16 protein-coding genes, 1 pseudogene and 1 other annotated feature are annotated in these 17,665 nt (G+C 27.3%); of the genes and pseudogenes, 1 reads left to right on the top strand and 16 read right to left on the bottom strand.

Features of this window, described 5'->3' with window-relative positions; translation table 11 throughout:
* Nucleotides 1-141 precede the first annotated feature (141 nt).
* The 3 genes from ACQPUY_RS04810 to gltX all read right to left on the bottom strand — a co-directional run bounded on the left by ACQPUY_RS04810 (nt 142) and on the right by gltX (nt 7,934).
* Entirely contained in the window at nt 142-4,842 is a 4,701-nt protein-coding gene (locus tag ACQPUY_RS04810; protein WP_430839809.1) for a discoidin domain-containing protein, read from the bottom strand.
* Between the two features lie 484 nt (nt 4,843-5,326).
* Nucleotides 5,327-6,148 carry a DUF5643 domain-containing protein gene (locus tag ACQPUY_RS04805; RefSeq protein WP_430839808.1) on the bottom strand — a complete coding sequence of 274 codons (822 nt, stop codon included), beginning with the start codon at nt 6,146-6,148 and terminating at the stop codon, nt 5,327-5,329.
* A 124-nt stretch (nt 6,149-6,272) separates the two neighbouring features.
* Entirely contained in the window at nt 6,273-7,934 is a 1,662-nt protein-coding gene (gltX, locus tag ACQPUY_RS04800; RefSeq protein WP_430839806.1) for a glutamate--tRNA ligase, read from the bottom strand.
* Between the two features lie 53 nt (nt 7,935-7,987).
* Nucleotides 7,988-8,213, bottom strand: a binding site (T-box leader).
* Between the two features lie 193 nt (nt 8,214-8,406).
* Between gltX and ACQPUY_RS04795 the strand changes: the two genes are divergently transcribed.
* Entirely contained in the window at nt 8,407-9,558 is a 1,152-nt protein-coding gene (locus ACQPUY_RS04795; RefSeq protein WP_430839804.1) for a glycoside hydrolase family 3 N-terminal domain-containing protein, read from the top strand.
* Nucleotides 9,559-9,767: 209 nt separating this feature from the next.
* Here ACQPUY_RS04795 and ACQPUY_RS04790 read toward each other — a convergent pair whose 3' ends face one another.
* The 13 genes and pseudogenes from ACQPUY_RS04790 to ACQPUY_RS04730 all read right to left on the bottom strand — a co-directional run bounded on the left by ACQPUY_RS04790 (nt 9,768) and on the right by ACQPUY_RS04730 (nt 17,560).
* Nucleotides 9,768-10,070, bottom strand: a complete 303-nt coding sequence (locus ACQPUY_RS04790; RefSeq protein ID WP_430839802.1) for a lysostaphin resistance A-like protein — start codon at nt 10,068-10,070, stop codon at nt 9,768-9,770.
* Nucleotides 10,071-10,658: 588 nt separating this feature from the next.
* Nucleotides 10,659-10,841: a hypothetical protein gene (locus ACQPUY_RS04785; RefSeq protein ID WP_430839801.1), complete on the bottom strand. Its 183-nt coding sequence runs from the start codon at nt 10,839-10,841 to the stop codon at nt 10,659-10,661.
* A gap of 474 nt (nt 10,842-11,315) precedes the next feature.
* Nucleotides 11,316-11,717, bottom strand: coding sequence for a type VII toxin-antitoxin system MntA family adenylyltransferase antitoxin (gene mntA / locus ACQPUY_RS04780; protein WP_430839800.1), 402 nt, complete (start codon nt 11,715-11,717; stop codon nt 11,316-11,318).
* A gap of 118 nt (nt 11,718-11,835) precedes the next feature.
* Entirely contained in the window at nt 11,836-12,387 is a 552-nt protein-coding gene (locus ACQPUY_RS04775; RefSeq protein WP_430839799.1) for a GNAT family N-acetyltransferase, read from the bottom strand.
* 44 nt (nt 12,388-12,431) lie between these two features.
* The gene (locus tag ACQPUY_RS04770) at nt 12,432-12,557 is read right to left on the bottom strand and encodes an LPXTG cell wall anchor domain-containing protein (RefSeq protein WP_430839797.1); all 126 of its coding nucleotides are present in this window, start codon (nt 12,555-12,557) and stop codon (nt 12,432-12,434) included.
* Nucleotides 12,558-12,641: 84 nt separating this feature from the next.
* A complete protein-coding gene (locus tag ACQPUY_RS04765) occupies nt 12,642-12,968 on the bottom strand; it encodes a hypothetical protein (RefSeq protein ID WP_430839795.1) in 327 nt (108 codons plus the stop codon).
* Between the two features lie 45 nt (nt 12,969-13,013).
* Nucleotides 13,014-13,802: a phosphorylase gene (locus ACQPUY_RS04760; protein WP_430839794.1), complete on the bottom strand. Its 789-nt coding sequence runs from the start codon at nt 13,800-13,802 to the stop codon at nt 13,014-13,016.
* A gap of 101 nt (nt 13,803-13,903) precedes the next feature.
* Nucleotides 13,904-14,545 (bottom strand): annotated as a pseudogene (locus ACQPUY_RS04755) (class I SAM-dependent methyltransferase); the annotation flags it as partial.
* Nucleotides 14,546-14,794: 249 nt separating this feature from the next.
* Nucleotides 14,795-15,331, bottom strand: coding sequence for an HAD family hydrolase (locus tag ACQPUY_RS04750; protein ID WP_430840253.1), 537 nt, complete (start codon nt 15,329-15,331; stop codon nt 14,795-14,797).
* A gap of 27 nt (nt 15,332-15,358) precedes the next feature.
* Nucleotides 15,359-15,829 (bottom strand): GNAT family N-acetyltransferase, encoded by a 471-nt coding sequence (locus ACQPUY_RS04745; RefSeq protein WP_430839793.1) that lies wholly within the window; start codon nt 15,827-15,829, stop codon nt 15,359-15,361.
* 50 nt (nt 15,830-15,879) lie between these two features.
* Nucleotides 15,880-16,398 (bottom strand): GNAT family N-acetyltransferase, encoded by a 519-nt coding sequence (locus ACQPUY_RS04740; RefSeq protein WP_430839791.1) that lies wholly within the window; start codon nt 16,396-16,398, stop codon nt 15,880-15,882.
* A gap of 142 nt (nt 16,399-16,540) precedes the next feature.
* Nucleotides 16,541-17,065: a GNAT family N-acetyltransferase gene (locus ACQPUY_RS04735; protein WP_430839789.1), complete on the bottom strand. Its 525-nt coding sequence runs from the start codon at nt 17,063-17,065 to the stop codon at nt 16,541-16,543.
* Between the two features lie 375 nt (nt 17,066-17,440).
* Nucleotides 17,441-17,560: a DUF5412 family protein gene (locus ACQPUY_RS04730; RefSeq protein WP_430840252.1), complete on the bottom strand. Its 120-nt coding sequence runs from the start codon at nt 17,558-17,560 to the stop codon at nt 17,441-17,443.
* Nucleotides 17,561-17,665 lie beyond the last annotated feature (105 nt).

Raw genomic sequence — 17,665 nt, 5'->3', positions numbered from 1 at the left:
TTTTACATAATAACACTAATTAATTTCAACTATTAAATAAAAATTTTTATTATTTAATTCTATTATTTCTGCTTATAAAAAAATGGAGCTGTGCACTAATTAGTACGACAGCTCATTTTTATTAAATTTTAAACTTATTAACTATCTCTTTCTTCTTAGAACTATTCCCACACCAGTCATTATTAAGGCCATTACTCCAACAGCCATTGATGAAGTTCCCCCTGTACTTGGTAACTTATTTGAACCATTACCCTTTCCAGTACTATTATTACTAGCATTATCAATTGCATTACCGTTTCCAGCATTACCATTTCCATTGTTGTTTCCATTATTATCATTTCCAGTGTTATCATTATCTTTCAATAATTCTAGATTATTTAATGCTAATTCTAATTCCTTTATTGCTTTATCTACTTCTTCTTGAGTAGCTTTTTCATTATTTAAAATATCTTTACACTCTTTTAACTTCTTATTAAATGCATCAACACTTTCCTTAGTATACTTAGCTGTGTCTATTGCTTCTGCTTTGTTTATTACTTCTTGAAGCTTAGATTTATCAACCTCAGAAGTTTCAGGCTTATTAACAAGCTTGGATATTGCATCATTTAATTTGTTAATAGCGTCATTTACTTGTTCTTGTGTTGCATCATCATTATCTAATACTACTTTTACGTTATCTAATGCATTTTTAAATATTGACCATGATTCAGGTGTATATTTATCTTCTAATTTATCTTTATTTGTGTTATAAATATTTTCAAGTTCTTCCTTATTAACTTCAACTTCTCCATTTTTAGTAAAGTGAGCTGTTAATGATATATTTCCATCTACATTAAATGTATATTTATCATTTTCAGAAACCTTCTCTCCTGTAGAACGATACCATCCATCAAATATATATCCCTTATTAGGAGTTGCAGTTATAGTAACTTCTTCCCCTTGTTTTGCTTCTTTTCCACCACTTACTGTTCCACCTTCAGTAGCATCAACATGTACAGTAAATGTTTGTTCTGGCTTATTTGCAATATCAAACTCTGAAACTGCTACCCAACCATCATTGGATGCCTTAGCTACAAATTTAATATATTTAACTTCTTGCTCATCAAATGTAAATGTCTTTTTATTTGCATTTGCTTCAAATATTTCATTTTCAGCTACCAACTTCCATGCATCAGATTCTTTATTTTTAACATATAAATCTGCCTTAGTAACATAACCACTAGCAGTATCTACTCTAGGTGTAAATGAAAATTGATTAATTTTATATGCTTTACCTAAATTTAATTCTGCATAGAATGAATTTGTTCCATCTAATTTATCAGTTGCTCCTTGCCAATTAGAATGCCAAATTGTATTTTGCTTATTATCAAATGCATATTGTAATTTACCTTCTGTCTCATTATAAACAGTTTCAGTATTAGTTTCACCAGTCCAATTTTCTTTATGGTAAATATCCTCTACTGCTTTAGACTCTGAAACTTCTACATTATCAATAACTGCTTCAATAGCATTTGCTTTAGATCCTATTCTTTCTAAAGGTAATGCAAATGTAGAATTAGTAATATTTTCTTTTTTCACTATATCATTATGAATAAATTTTCCACTAGCATCACAAACAAATTCATCATCTACATATAATTTAGTTTTTTGTTGCTCTGAAACAATTTTAATATTTACAGTTTTACCTACTGGTAATTCATAATCAAAGTAGTAATTATATAATTCTCTTGTAAAGCCTAGCTTTCCATTTTCCATAATTCTTATGTCATGTGTTCCATATGCAGCATCTGCTTCAAATAATATATCTCCTGGTTTAGATGCTTTTTCTAAGGTTATATCAAAGGATAACTCATTACCATTTCCAAGCTTTTCTATAGGAGATGTTACATAACTTTCGTCTGTATCTAGAGTTAAAGCTCCATTTTCCACTTTAGCAGTTCCTTCAATTAAATCCCTATCATTCTTTGAAGTATCTTCTAATCCATTTTCAAAATCATAGCTTTCATATACTTCCCCTTCTTTTTCTTCTTGATAGTATGGATTTACATTTGGTCCTATACCCTTTTCATTTGCTAATGTACTTAATTCATTTGCACTTCCTTTTTCTTTACCTGTTGCTGCCCAAGTTTTTTCAGCATAGAATGGCATAGCATCGAAGAAACGCCAATATAAATCTGACTCACTTAGTCCAGAAGCAGACTTATCAATATTATCGCTCCAAATTGCAAAAGCTGCACCAAGCATTTGATCATCCCCAGAAGGAACATATTTATACCCTGATCTTGTTTTTAAACGGTTTGCTTCAAATTCATTAAATATACGATTAATATTTAATAAATCTCCATATGCATTTGCACGTCCCATACTTCCATTAGGTACCATGTAACCAAAGTCATCAATAGTATTAATTAATTTATAGCCCATATTATACATTTGTAATCCATCTGCCCAATCACTAGACCATAAATTCATTTCTACATTTTCTATAGCATCTTTATTAATCTCAGTTTTATTATCATTAATCCAAGTTAATCCTCCCCACATACGAACAGTATTAGTTTCCTTTATATAAGGTACTAACTCATTTAAGAAGTCACGGTATGCTGTATAATCTGATAAAAATTCATCTGCCCCGATGTGTACTGTAGTTTGTGAATCAAATGTTGGATTATTTCCTTTTGTATAATCATCAAATATTTCTTTAATTTTTTCAACAACTTCTGGTTTAGATACATCAAAGTGGTCTATTAATGGTCTATTTGCATTTAATGAAGATACTTTGTTTGAAACCATTAATTCTGGCCAAATTTTAGTAAAAGATGTAGCGTGAGCTGGAACATCTATTTCAGGAACTATATTCATTCCAACATTTCTTTCGCTAACTATAAAATCATTGAAATCTTCTTTTGAAATCCAATAATCTTTTGCTGTAGGAGATTCTCCCTCATCGTTTGTTAATCCTGATTCTAAACGGAAAGCTTCATATGCCTTAAATGCTTCATTTTCATTTTCCATTTTTCCATATTGCTCTAAGAAAATATAATTATCAGATAAATGTACTTGGAAATCATTCATCTTGTAATATCTCATAGTTCTTGCAACATCTTTAATCATTTCCATTGAAACAGGCTTACGAGCTACATCAAATAAAAAACCACGTTTTTCAAAACGAGGATAATCTCTCATTGTTCCTATATTAAATGAACTTTCATTTTGCTTATACATTTGTAGTATAGTTTGCATTCCATACATATTACCTGTAACACTTTGTGATTTTACAATAATTCTATCCCCTTGGATATCCATTGTATATCCTTCATCGCCTAATAAAGAATCTGGTGCTTCTTTTACAAAATTATATGCATTTGCTTTAGTACTACCCTTTTCCTTACTTAATTTTATTCCTGTAAACTCTTCATAATCACTAATGAATTCGTCTACAACCCCCTCTAAAGAATCGTCATTGTAAACTACTGTATCAACACTATTAATATTTAAAGTATTTGTACTATCTGAATACCACTCTGCAATTTCTGGAATAACAACAGGTTTTGAATTCATACCTTCTTTTTGTGTATTTTTACCTTTAATAATAAATTCCAAATCATCAGTTTTCTTTGTTTTCTTTGTTGCTTCTTCAGTTACTTCGAAAGAAACTTTTACACTTTTATCAGTTAATGGCCTTACAATTGTTCCATCATCAGCAATAATTTGTTCAAAATCAGCACCATTTATTTTAACTGTATATCCCTCTGGCATTGACGGCATTGGTAATTTTTCAACATCATTTTCAACAGTTTGTCCAACAATTCCAGCAACTGCACTGTCTAATGATACTTCTTGACTTTTCTCATTTGAGTAAGCCTCCAATTCTGTAATGCTTATATTATTATACGAAGTACTATTTGCAACAAATTCACAAACTGTAACATCCTTAGCTACAATAGCTTCATCTAATAAAATAGATATATTAGTACTCCAACCCTTTCCTGAACCTAAGGAAGTATTTGCAAAATCCTTTTTAATATATTTTTCCTCTCCATTTTCATCTGTGTACTTTATACTTAATTTTTCTACATTAGAATCATTCGGAGCTATATCTCTATTTAATAGATTAATATTAATTTGTTTTACTTTTGTTAACTTTGGAAACTCTGCCTTTAACCATTGTGTAGAAGGACTATCATAATTACTTGCCCAACGAGTGTCTTTTGAACCATCATTTGCTTTTGAAGCATTTAATCTTTCTAAATTTTCTTCTACACTAGAAGCTGTCATGGTTGAATTAAGAACATGATTAACATTTTCTCTTGATTCAACATCTTTCACAACATCACTATAAATCTCAACTTCATTTATTCCAACATTTTTCCAGTTTAAAGTTCCACCATTTGCATCTAAAATGGTTATTTTTACCTTAGAAGCCGTTTTCACTTCATCAAATACTATTTTTTCATTTTGTTTTACTTTTTCTGTCTTTTTATAAACCTCAGTATATGTTCCGTTATTTTCTAACTCTATCTTGTAACCTAAAATATTTTGATTCTCATCAGTTCTCTCAAAACAAATATTAATTTGTCTTATTTGTTTAGCTTCCTCTAAATTTATTTCTACCCATTCATTAGCCGCTTTATTTTGAGCTGTTCCCCAACGTGTTGTTAAATCTCCATCTACAGCCTTTTCTGGTGATGTAGTATTAACTTCATAGCTACTAGCAGTTATTGGTTTGTTAAGAGCTAAATTTACATTTTCTACCGCTTGTACAGCTTTTGATTTAACAGTTATAAAATTTGCAACCATAGCAGCTGTTAATAAAATGCTTATCAACCTTTTTCTTTTCATACATTTCTCCCCCGTTAATAATTAAATTTTCACTTAAAATTATTAGCATTAACCATATTATTTAACAATGATTTCGAAGTTAAATATTACATTTTAAAATCCACCTTCTCTCATTAAATTTATGTATATTCAATTTTAAAGATATATAAATATAAATAAAAAAAAGCTCTCTTACTAAACTTGTAAGAAAGCTAATGCCCTTATTGGTAACACGCATACAAATCAACTACTTATTTTTCCAAATTTTCTAAATATATTATACAATTCAAATATGTATTTGTAAATATTTTTTTATCATTTTCACTTTTATACTCCAAAACACTTCCTTGCATAATCTTCAAACCAAGTTTTCTTTACTTTCTGCATTGAAATTAAATTTATCTTTATCTATATGAAAAAAAATTGCTTAACAATATTTCAAGATTGTTAAGCAATTTTTTTGTATATTTAACTTGTTCAACCTTTATCATATATATTTATTTTACTATTTAACATCAACAGTGAATTTCAAATCTTCTTTCACGTAATAAATTTTTTCGTAATCTGGTGCGCTAAGTTTATATTCTTTATCTTTTGATAAAGCTTCTATTTCAGCTATATATTCATTGTCTCCTTCTCTTAAATTTTCTGTCGCAAATTTATATTCTTTACCATCACTATCTACTATATTTAAAGCCAATCCATAGTGGGTTTCAATAAATCCAGTGCATTTATAATGAACTAGTGTTTTATCTTCTAAAAATTCTACTTTTGTTACTATATATTCTCCAATACTTCCCTGAGATAAAATAGTTTCACCATCGTTATTTAATAAAACTTCTTTTTTCTTATCCTCTGATACATCCCTTACATTTTTCTTGGAAATAACCGGGATAAACGTTACTGAATTAGTATCTTCGTAAATACCCCTGTATTGTTCTTGGCTATAGAATTCCTTTGCATCAGATGATGGACTATACCCCTCTCCACTTATAGATCTAAGGTTTCTTCCTTTATCATCTACTACAATAAAATTACCTATTCTCCCACTTTGCCCACCAGCAACTGACCATAAATTACTTTCTGACAATCTTAATATTGTATTAATTGGTGTAAAAATAACTTCATTAACTTTTAATCCCTCTCTAACTTCTGATAAATCTACTGAAAGAGCAACTTTATTAGTATTTTTTTCTATTTCATCTTTTGATACATTAAATTTAAATTTCCAATCTCCATATACACTATTTGAAAAAGATTTTATATCTAAATCAATTGTAAAATTATCTGGTATTTCTACCTCTCCACTTAAAGTATTTTCTCTCATCTCTTCAGGTAGATAATCATTAGATACATTAAAAGTGTCTACATATATTTACATTCGTTTATTAATATTCTTATAAGCCATGTTTTAAAAAACAAAAAGGGAGTACATTACTACTCCCTTAATTTTATAAATTTAAAAACGCTTCGAATCTAGATCTTACTTTATCTTTACCTAATATTTGCATAATAGTATAAAGATCTGGAGTATTACTTCTATGAGATAGTGAGGCTCTTACAGCTCCAGCTACATCAGAAATCATTCCTTTATATTGATCTGGATTTGCTTTATATTCTTTTCTATTTGCACAATATCCAAGTTCTGCTCCAATAGCCTTTAAATCTTCAAACCAATTTTCTTGACTTCCTGCATTGAAATTGAATTTTTCTTTATATACCTTTATTATTTCTTTTGCATTTTCTAAAGTTAAAGTCTTTGGAAGCTCAACATTTTCTGATGTTTCTTTGTTAAATAATTCATCAAAGAAATAATCAATCTTTCCTCTTACTTCATCCCATTTTGCAAAATCTTTTCTTGGCTTTGGACCTTCTTTATCTATATTGAAGATTTCTTTAGACATTTTTTCATTTGGAGTTACTAAATCATACATTTCTTTGTCATATTCCTTAGCCCAAGCTGTATAATAATCATATACTACATCAGCTTTCATCTTACAAATAACTTCTTTGCTTACATCATTTAATTTAACTATATCAAATAATGCTCCTGACTTACTCATCTTATCTAAAGCTACTTCAAATTCATGATAATCCACTGTTGGATTTTCTGATCTCCAATCTTCGAAAGTAGAATTTATTATATTTAATAGGTATTCAATTACTGATACCATTGGATATCCTACTTCTTTATAGTATGAAACTGCAGCCTCTGCATCTTTTCTCTTTGATAGTTTTCTCTTTGAGCCATTATCATTCTTCATTATAGTTGGAATATGAGCGTAGTTTGGTCTTTCTAAACCTAATACATCAAATAATTGAACGTGTATTGGTAATGAAGATAACCATTCTTCTCCTCTTATAACATGAGTAGTTCTCATTAAAGCATCATCTATAGCATGCGCAAAGTGATAAGTTGGAAGTCCATCTCCCTTTATTATAACTATATCTTGATTATTTTCTGGAAAGCTTATATCTCCCTTTATTAAATCATGGAATTCTACTCTATTTTCTATATTTCCTGGTGACTTAAATCTAATTATGTAGGCATCTCCATTATTTATTTTTTCCATAGCTTCTTCTGGAGTTAAATTTCTATCTTTTGCATATTCTCCATAATATCCTGGAGTTATTTTAGCAGCAGTTTGTCTTTCTCTAAGTTCTGCTAACTCTTCTGGTGTATCAAAAGCTGGATAAGCTAATCCCTTCTTAATTAAATCCTTAGCAAAAGCTCTGTATATATCAGCTCTTTCACTTTGTCTATATGGACCATATTCTCCTTTTGAAGTATTGTTTCCAGTCATACCTTCATTAAAATCCATACCAAAGTTATGCATAGTTTGAATAGTATCTTCTATAGCACCTTCAACTTCTCTTTTTTGGTCAGTATCTTCTATTCTTAAATAGAAAACTCCATCTGTTTGACTTGCTAATCTTTCATTAATTAATGCAGCAAAAACTCCACCAATATGTTGGAAGCCAGTTGGTGATGGTGCATATCTTGTAACAACAGCACCTTCTTTTAGATTTCTTTTTGGATACATTTTAATATAATCTTCTGGTGTTTTATCTACATTAGGAAATATTAAATTTGCTAATTTTTCTAAACTCATCCTTATCTATCCTTTCTTTAAATATAAAATAAAAAAAGTCTTCAATCCTAAAAGCTTAGGACGAAAGACATATTCCGCGTTACCACCTAAGTTGATTAATAAAATAATTAATCCACTCTTTCTCTTTAAGGGAAGAATCCCACAAACTTACTTACAATTAATGCTTTTTCAGTTTATAGCTCCAGAGCTTCTTTCTATAGATTTAACTTCTAGGATTTCACCATCCCTAGATCTCTTTAAATTAAATTGCTATATACTCTTCTCTTTCAACGCTTAAATATTCACTTATTATCAGTAACATTATAACTTTACATTTCCCCTTTGTAAATATTTTATGCTGTATTCTTTATTATTTTCAATTTTCTAGTCCACATTGGAACAAAAATTTGAAATTTCTTATATTATATAATGTTTAAGCTTGGCTATAAGTGTTAATATTTATAGTAAACAGTAATTTTTTGTGGAGGTAAACATGAAAAAGCTTATTTTAATTATACTTATTATTATAACATCGCTTCTTTCTGGATTTTTACTTGGCAAGTTTATTAATAGAGATATTAGACAATCTGCAATTAATCCAGAAGAAACTATTGAGGAAAGCGTAGAAGTTAAAGATAGTATTGATGAGAAGGCTAATGAAATATTAAAGACTATGTCTTTAGAAGAAAAAATTGGACAAATGTTTTTAATTAGATGCAATGAATATACCGCCATTGATGATATAAATGAATATAAAGTTAGTGGGTTTATCTTATTTGATGAAAATATAGACGGTGAAAATAAAGAAAGTCTTTCCTCTACTATAAGTACTTATCAAACAAACTCACCTATTAAACTTTTTATAGCAATAGATGAAGAAGGTGGCACTGTTAATAGGTTAAGCTGGTATTCAGAGTTTAGATCAGTTCCGTTTTACTCACCACAAGAACTATATAATGAAGGAGGATATCCCCTAATTATTACTGATACTAAGGAAAAAGCTACTCTTTTAAAATCCATTGGAATTAATATGAATTTAGCTCCAGTTGCTGATATTTCAACTGATCCTAATGATTATATTTATCCTAGGACTTTTGGAAAATCTGCAGAAGAAACTGCTGAATATATTAAAACTGTAGTTAAAACTATGAAGGAAAATAATATAGGTTCAACTTTAAAGCATTTTCCTGGATATGGCGATAATTTAGATACTCATTCAGGTATTTCTATAGATAATAGAAGTTATGAAAGTTTTTTAAATAATGATTTTATTCCTTTTAAAGCCGGTGTAGATGCAGGAGCTGATAGCATTTTAGTTTCTCATAATATAATAAATTCTATAGATGAAAATTTACCTGCTTCTCTATCTAAAAAAGTACATGATGTTATTCGAAATGAATTAAATTTCAACGGTGTAATAATGACAGATGATTTACAGATGAGTGCTATAAAAGATTATATTGGAGAAGTTAACTCTGCAATTTTTGCTGTAAATTCAGGTAATGACTTAATTATATCTTCAGACTATGAAGTTCAAATTCCATCTATAATAGAAGCTGTAAAAAATGGAGATATAAAAGAAAAAGTAATAGATGAAGCTGTTTTAAAAGTATTAAACCTAAAATTAAAGTTAGGTATAATATAAGAAAGAGATAAATATTATATTCCTTACTCCGTCGCAAGCTCCAAGTCGCCGTCATACAATATTTATCTCTTTATACACTGAAGGTAATAATTCCTCATTCCTCGGAATTATGAATTTTGTTCTGTTTCTAAGTTCCAAGTCATTGCAAAATTAATAGAAGCACTTCAGAGCTGACGGAAGGAAATTATAAAAGATGTTTCAACTTAAGTTTATAAAAATAACAAATCACAAAATGCATGTATTATTATACACGGAGTTAGAGATCCAGTATAATAATAAACTTGTCCCAATAAAAATCCTATCAAAATCTGATTACTACTACCTAAAATCCCAAGTATTCCATATTGAGAAAATTGATTATAATGAATTAATCCAAAAACTAATGCCTGAATTATATTTATCCAATTATCATCTAATTTAAACTTTTTAATTCCCCCAATAAAAAAACCTCTGAAAAGAAATTCCTCATATAAGGATGGATAAAATAGTAAACTAATAAAATAAATTATCATATTAAATATATGTATTTCTCCATATATCTTACTTTGTAATCTTGTTAAAAATAAATATATAATTCCTATTATTAATGCTATTAAAACGCTTTTACAATTTACATTTAAATATATCTTTTTTATCTTAAATTTTACTCTAAGATAAAAATAAGATAGAAATACAATTAGTATAAGTATTATTTTAAGAATAAATATATTATTGCCTAATTTAATTATAGAAGATTGTATAAATAAAGAAATTAATTCTTGAATAGAAAATACAAATATAAATGCTAATAATAACTTATTATTAAAATTTATAGTATAATTTTTAATTGATACATATTTTTTTAATAAGTACATTATTACTATTGGTAATATAAGAAATGAGACATAAATAATTGATTTGTTAAAAGATATTTTTAAAAAGTAAATATCAAAAATAACTTTAAGAACTGATAAAACTATAATAAATATAAATGAAAAACAATTTATATTTTTTATTTTCAAATTCAGGACATTTTTGTATACATCTTTCATTATATTGTATTTCCCTTCTAAATCTAATTTTTTTAAAAATTCTCTCTCCATCTAAAAAATATTTATCATTTATGAAAAGAAAGATAAAACCCCTAAAAATATAAATATAAAACCCACTATATTTCTAATAGAAGATAAAAGTTCCTCTACTTCTAAGTGATTATGCTTTATTATAGATTCTCTATACCAGTTAGTTTTCGGTAATAATATACACAATAACCCTGCAATAATTAATATAATTCCATACAACATAACCTCCCCTTAATCAATGTAATTTAATACGAATTATATCATATTTTTCAACCAACCTAATTAATTTCTAAAATAAATTTTATGAAACTACTTACATCTAATATTACTTAGCTATAATAGCTAAAAATAGAGTATTTTTACAATAAAGTGAACTCCTTTTGTTAGGAAATAAATCCAAAAAAGGATGTAGTAGATTTGCTTTTACACAATTCTTCCTACATCCTGGGGTTAACTTCACTGTACGTTATCAACATTTTCTTTGCTCCCCCCCAAAAGTTATGTGAATAAATCTTGTTTGATTAAATTCTTTTTATATTAACTTATTCATATAATATATTAAATCTTTAAAATCCTCTAAATGTCTTTCAATTATCATTTGAACAATTTTTATTTCAATTTTCCGGATTGTCAGCATAAACTTCCTTTATTCTATTTATACATCTTTCTATAGTATCTATTTTATTTAAAATTACATCACTTCCCATAAACTGAACCTCTTTCTTTTATCTTTTCAATAATACATTTTCTCTCATCATTAAATAAAATATATTCTTTAAAAGCACGCATCTCAAAAAACATTCTTTCTTTGTCATCTGAACAATAAATAACTTTTCCATTTCCTACGATTTGAGCTTTAAATACTGTTGATGACTTTGAAATATCAATTAAATCTACTTCTCTTTTAAAAATATCAGCAAGCTCTTGTGCTTTCATAAACACAGTATATTCATCAATATCTTCCTTAGATAAAAATGCAATATCAATATCACTATCTTCTCTTAACTCATTTCTACTTGCAGATCCAAATAAATATATAATAATGGGGTTATATTCCAATAACAGTTGAATAGCTTCCCTTAACTTATCTTCAAACATTATTTCACCTCAATTAAAGTATTATCCAATTTAATGTAATTATAACACTTTCACAAAGGATTTATACTATAATTTTTCGTTTTCATAGTCAAAATAACCCACAAATACCTATTAATTATTAATTGAAAATATACACCATTTGAACTTCATCTCTATAAGTACCATCTTTAAGTTTAAAGGCTCTTGGTTGAATCCCAACTTTTTTAAATCCACATTTTTCATATAAATTTATTGCTCTTAAATTATCTTCAAATACACCTAATTCAACTTGTTCAAACCCATTCCTCTTAGCCTGTTCTAATGCTATATCTAATATATATTTTCCAAGTCCTTTATTACAATATTCTTTCAAAATAGAAATTCCAAAATATGCTCTATGACGATATTTAATATGGTTCCTAATTTTAGTGACTCCTGCATCTCCTATTATTTTTCCATCTAAAAAAGCTGTAACTGTAAAATCTTTCTCATCCTTTTCAATAGTAACTAACTTTTCTTTCATTCCTTCTACATCTAAACTTATTTCCTCTGGATATCTTGCCATAAAATACGATTCAGAAGAAGTAATATAACGATGATGACAAAGTGATTCTGCATCTTTTTCCGTTGCACTTTTAAGTAATATTTTTTGTCCGTTTTTTAATATAATTTCTTTTTTATCAATAATCATAATTTCTCACCTATTCTCTTTTCCTATTTTTAATTCACACAAGTTTAAAATTGTTCTGAATTTCTTTTTTTCATATAGATGACGATGGCTAATGCTATAATAATTATAAGCCCTACTCCAATAAGCAGAGATGATACTTTAATAGAAAATAAATTTGCTACTTTCTCCATAGAGCTATCTCCTTTCAAGAAAATATATTAATTCATGATATAATACACTTGTGCATCCGTTATTTTATTATTAATACTTATTCTTTAATTGTTAATTTTCATCCAAACATATTTTTCATTTGTATTTGAAGAAGTTTCAACAAATCCATTTTCAATTATTTCATAACTATTTTTTTCAATTTCCCACTGACAGCTCTGCGTTGGAGTATTAAATGTAGTTTTTAAATCATTAACTGTCAATTCTCCTCCATAAGTAAAATTTCTAACTTCTCCTTCTTGTGTTATTATTTGATTTAATGTATATACTCCGTCTAAACTTTTAGCTGAATCTTTACTATCTTTTGCACCAATGGCAAATGATGAAATGGCTATACATATCGTTGGAATTATTATTTTTTTAATGTTTATCATATACTTGCCTCCTTTTTTACTAAATCACAATTTAATACATATATTCTATAAACTTAATATTAATTTGGAAATTAATTGTTCTCTACTTTTATGAAATTTTTCTGTGTCTTCTTCACTTCTTCCAATTAATGCATTTTGTGTAGCTGAATTATCTGAAACACATAAAATTGCAATTCCTTCTTTATTCATAATTTCCATGCAACGATAAAATGCTGCTGTTTCCATTTCTATTGCTTCACTACCCAATTTTAATATCTCATTTAAATGAAAATATTCACAAAATATAGAGTCTGTGCAATATACTACTTTTTCTTTAACTTCAATTCCAATTTTATTTGCAATACTTATTAAATTTTCTTTTAACTCTACTTTAGGATATATTAGTGCTTGAAACTTATCAGTAGATATATTTTCATACAAATAAAGTGATGCTCCATCCCCTGCAATAGATTTTGATGGAGTAATAATATCTCCTAATTTCATATCATCTTTTAACGCTCCAACTGCACCTATAAATATTATTTTATTACATTTAGTATTTCCTAATGTCAAACAGCAATCTACTAAATTAGATGCTCCTGCTGAAGTTTGTATATATCCATATTTCTTATTATTTACTTGTACAATGTAACTACTATAGTATGGTCCTATTTTAATGGATTTGATTTCAGTATTAAAATTCTTGAATATCTTTTCTGGCTTCCATGATGGTGCTAAAATAATAGCTTCATAATCTTCATTTTCATCTAACCCATATATGGTATATATGAAATCTGTACCTCCACTAAACCTCTCCATATTAAACCTAAGTTTATTATATAAATCCAAATTCATCCCCCTCTTCTTAAATAAGCAATATAATACTTATTGAAATTAATAAAATAGTCCGTAAGGCTTTACAGAATCATCACTAAGCCAAACTGATCGTATAATAATTATTTAATTGAAATAAATAAACCACACTCTTTTTCAATATTGATTACACCTTGTTTTTTTCTTATCTCTTCAAAATAATCAAACAATCTATCAATATCCTTTTCTGAGTAACTTGCTATAGACATTGTAGATTTCATCCAATCAATTAAATCTTGCGTTTCTGTAATTGATAATGAATCTTCAAAATCTATCCTTTTTACTTTCGAAAAATTATTACTTAATATTTCATATCCATTTTGGAGATTAAAAGAAAATTCTTGTGTGAATGCGTTAGTGTCTGGATCAACATGTTTTAAGGCATTGTGTAAAAATGTTCTCATTCCACCATTTCCATTAGTGGTTGAATAGAATTTTCCTCCAGTCTTAAGCACACGTTTCACTTCATATAATGCCTTTTGCAAGTCAGGAATATGGTAAAGCATATGATTAGCAATAATAATATCAAAAGTTTCATCTGGAAAATTAATATCCTGTATATCAATTTGTTGAAATGAAACATTATTGTATTTAGAATAGTTTTTTCTAACTATATCTACCATACCTTTAGAAAAATCTGAAAGAGTTAAACTGCAAGATTTAGGTAGAGTTTCAAGCCTATTTTCCCATTGTGCGCCATTCCCACAACCAAGTTCTAGTATATTAAAGTTTTCTAAAAACTCGTATTTATCAAATAACCACGGTACAAAGCCTTACTTGTTTGTACTATATTTTAAATGCAATTTAGTTCTTATTGCCAAATTTTTATCATCAGAATATTGATCTTTTACATTTTCTGCTTTATTCATTGTAGACATTTGAATCCCACCCCATAATTAATATTTCATTTCACAAACTTCTATAAAACTCTTAAATATTCTTAATTAATACTTTGATACTAATATAAATTAATACTATAGATCACTTCTATTGTCGTTAAATTTTCCATTCAAATATATAGGTAGCTCAGATAAATCTGTAATTATATCATTGGGGATAATTTCACTAGATAATTCTTCATTATTTTTATTAAATAATATAGTGTACATTCCTATTTCTTGAGCAGGTTTAATATCGCTATTTAAATTATCTCCAATCATAATAGATTCATTGGGTAATACATTCATTTTTTCAAGTGCATACTTAAAAATTTCTTTATCAGGCTTGCCAACTTTCAATGAATAGCTAAACGTAAAACTATCAATTAAATCAGATATTCCCGCCTTTTTAAAACATTCCTTCATAACTTCATCATAATAACATGTATTAGAAATAACCCCTATTTTATATCCCAAAGCTCTTAATTTATTTAAATATTGGGTTAAAATTTTTAATTCCTCTATATCCTTTTCATCATCTGATTTTCCTGTATGGAAATGTAATAAAGTATTTCCCATATCAAAAAATACTACCTTAATTTTATTCATTATTTCCCCTATACTCTTTTTTATATTTATTTTGTTATTTAGTTGTATTATTTAATAATTAAAAATCATTTTTATAAACTCTCCAGTACCTATGGGTGTTGTTTTTTTATATACTTCCTTTACCATAAATCCTGCTTTTTCATAACATTTAATTGCTCTCACATTAAATGACCGTACTTCTAAAATTATTTCTTTACTTGGATATAATTCTCTACACTTCTGTTTCAATATCTCCATTACTGTACTTCCTAGTTTTTGTCCACATAAGGATGGCTTAATTCCAACTCCAACTAGAACTTTGCTTTCTTTATCTTGTAATCTTATATACCCACATAAATTGTTATAATCATCAACTATTGCAAAAAATTCTTTTGTTCTTTTTTCTTCTATAGTACTAGCCCATTGATCCTTTAATGCTTTGTTCCATTCTGGATAATTATATACAGAATATTCATCTTCATATTTCCAATCACAAACCTCTTTTGCAAATAATTCTGTAAATTTTATCAACTTTAATTTCATTTTAAGCCCCCAAAAGTTTTACTTATTTATATATCAACGTTAGTAAATTATTAATAACAGTATAATCTATACGTATAGCTTTCATAAATAATATCTGTTCCACTTTTTCTGAAACTATCTTCTTTTTCAATATTAAAACCAAGTTTTTTTAATACTGCATTTGAGCCATTATTTAATTTAGCAACATCAGCAGTTATATATTTTGCTCCATTCTCTTTGCAAAAGTCACATAATGTTTTTATCATTTCTGTAGCATATCCTTGATTCCAAAATTTTTTATGAATTGCATAACCTAAATCCCAATGCTTTTTATCTTCACTTGGAACAGCACTACATGTTCCAATATAATCTCCATTTCCTTTTGAAACTGCAACAAAATAATAACACCCATTATAAGTTTCCACATTTTCTTTCCATTTAATATATGCTTCATTTGCTTTATTACGTGGTGGATCAGATAAATATTTTCCCATTTCATCATCTAACCATATTTCCAAACAAAAATCAGCATCTTCTTTTTTAGTATTTCTAATAATTAATCTATTTGTATTTAACTCTATATGATTCATATTAATCCCCACCTAACCATTATTAATTAAACTCATATTGTTTCTCTCATAAATATCCTCACCTTTAAAATAAATAATTATATTTGTCCAATCCTATAAAATATCTAGTATTTAATTTATTCCAATATACAAATTCCTTTCATTATTGCAACTTTATCCAATAACGCTCCATAGTATCACCATCTACTTCAATATATTTTTCAAATAATCCTCCATTAGCAATTATGGTTCTTTTACTTCCTATATTCTCCTTATTACAAGTTACAAGTATCTTATCTAATCCATAACTTTTACAATTTATAATAACTTGTCTAAGCATTTCTTTTGCATAACCTTTTTTCCTTTCACATGGTCGAACAGAATATCCTATATGACCTCCCCATGTACTAAGTATAGGATGATTAATATGATGTCTAAAATTAATCATTCCAACAATTTTATTATCTGATATTCTTACTGCTATATAAGCATTAGAGCTAACCTTTCCTAAGGGAACTGTTTTACTATTTTCTCTTAATTCGTTTTCCTTAATCCACTCTTCAGCTGTAGAACATTCTTTTAAATTTCCACCGCCAGCCATAGTATCTCCACATTCTAAAAACTCTTTTTTATATTCCATAATATCATTAGCATATTCTATAGTTGGTTTTATTAATTTTATATCCATTTTCAAATCTTGCCTCACTCTCTATTTATTTTATAAAAAATAAAATATCTTTTTATTCGCTTTAATACCCTTATAATCTTTTAACAATTAACTACTTATATTTCTACTAATTACTCTTATTTAATTCTAATACTTTATTAATACAATTATCATCACTAAACTCTTTAGTTCTTATAGGATTATCAATTATATAATCTGGAATAGTTTTAAATTCTTCACTTTTCATTTAGTTTTTATTGGTAATTATATAATATATTTACTATTTTTACAACTTTACATAACTAAAAAAGTGCATCTATTTAATTTTTCTTATTATTTGGAATTCTCTCCAAGTAATTTCAAAATTAATAGAAGCACTTATTATCTAAAAATATATTATTTTCTTCTATAATCATAAATTTCTTTTTTTATATTTAATTTAACACCATTTATTTTTATAACTTCATCACTTATCCACTCTAATTCTGCTTTTTCACAATGATATTGCCAATAAATATTTTTTTGTTTTTCTCATATACTCTTCACCCCTACTATCTCTACTCCCTAATATGTTAATATTATGCATTTTATTTAATTAGGCTGTACGTAGACAGCCTAGCT

Source organism: Clostridium nigeriense (assembly GCF_050585245.1).
Classification (GTDB): domain Bacteria; phylum Bacillota; class Clostridia; order Clostridiales; family Clostridiaceae; genus Clostridium; species Clostridium nigeriense_A.
The sequence above is the reverse complement of the archived record's forward strand: the minus strand, read 5'-3'. Positions and strand labels throughout refer to the sequence as shown.

Bases quoted from the DNA above. Each gene is read 5' to 3' on its own strand.
- ACQPUY_RS04810 (WP_430839809.1), bottom strand. From the start codon at position 4,842: ATGAAAAGAAAAAGGTTGATAAGCATTTTATTAACAGCTGCTATGGTT.
- ACQPUY_RS04805 (WP_430839808.1), bottom strand. From the start codon at position 6,148: ATGAGAGAAAATACTTTAAGTGGAGAGGTAGAAATACCAGATAATTTT.
- gltX (WP_430839806.1), bottom strand. From the start codon at position 7,934: ATGAGTTTAGAAAAATTAGCAAATTTAATATTTCCTAATGTAGATAAA.
- ACQPUY_RS04795 (WP_430839804.1), top strand. From the start codon at position 8,407: ATGAAAAAGCTTATTTTAATTATACTTATTATTATAACATCGCTTCTT.
- ACQPUY_RS04790 (WP_430839802.1), bottom strand. From the start codon at position 10,070: ATGATAATTTATTTTATTAGTTTACTATTTTATCCATCCTTATATGAG.
- ACQPUY_RS04785 (WP_430839801.1), bottom strand. From the start codon at position 10,841: ATGTTGTATGGAATTATATTAATTATTGCAGGGTTATTGTGTATATTA.
- mntA (WP_430839800.1), bottom strand. From the start codon at position 11,717: ATGTTTGAAGATAAGTTAAGGGAAGCTATTCAACTGTTATTGGAATAT.
- ACQPUY_RS04775 (WP_430839799.1), bottom strand. From the start codon at position 12,387: ATGATTATTGATAAAAAAGAAATTATATTAAAAAACGGACAAAAAATA.
- ACQPUY_RS04770 (WP_430839797.1), bottom strand. From the start codon at position 12,557: ATGGAGAAAGTAGCAAATTTATTTTCTATTAAAGTATCATCTCTGCTT.
- ACQPUY_RS04765 (WP_430839795.1), bottom strand. From the start codon at position 12,968: ATGATAAACATTAAAAAAATAATAATTCCAACGATATGTATAGCCATT.
- ACQPUY_RS04760 (WP_430839794.1), bottom strand. From the start codon at position 13,802: ATGAATTTGGATTTATATAATAAACTTAGGTTTAATATGGAGAGGTTT.
- ACQPUY_RS04745 (WP_430839793.1), bottom strand. From the start codon at position 15,829: ATGAAATTAAAGTTGATAAAATTTACAGAATTATTTGCAAAAGAGGTT.
- ACQPUY_RS04740 (WP_430839791.1), bottom strand. From the start codon at position 16,398: ATGAATCATATAGAGTTAAATACAAATAGATTAATTATTAGAAATACT.
- ACQPUY_RS04735 (WP_430839789.1), bottom strand. From the start codon at position 17,065: ATGGATATAAAATTAATAAAACCAACTATAGAATATGCTAATGATATT.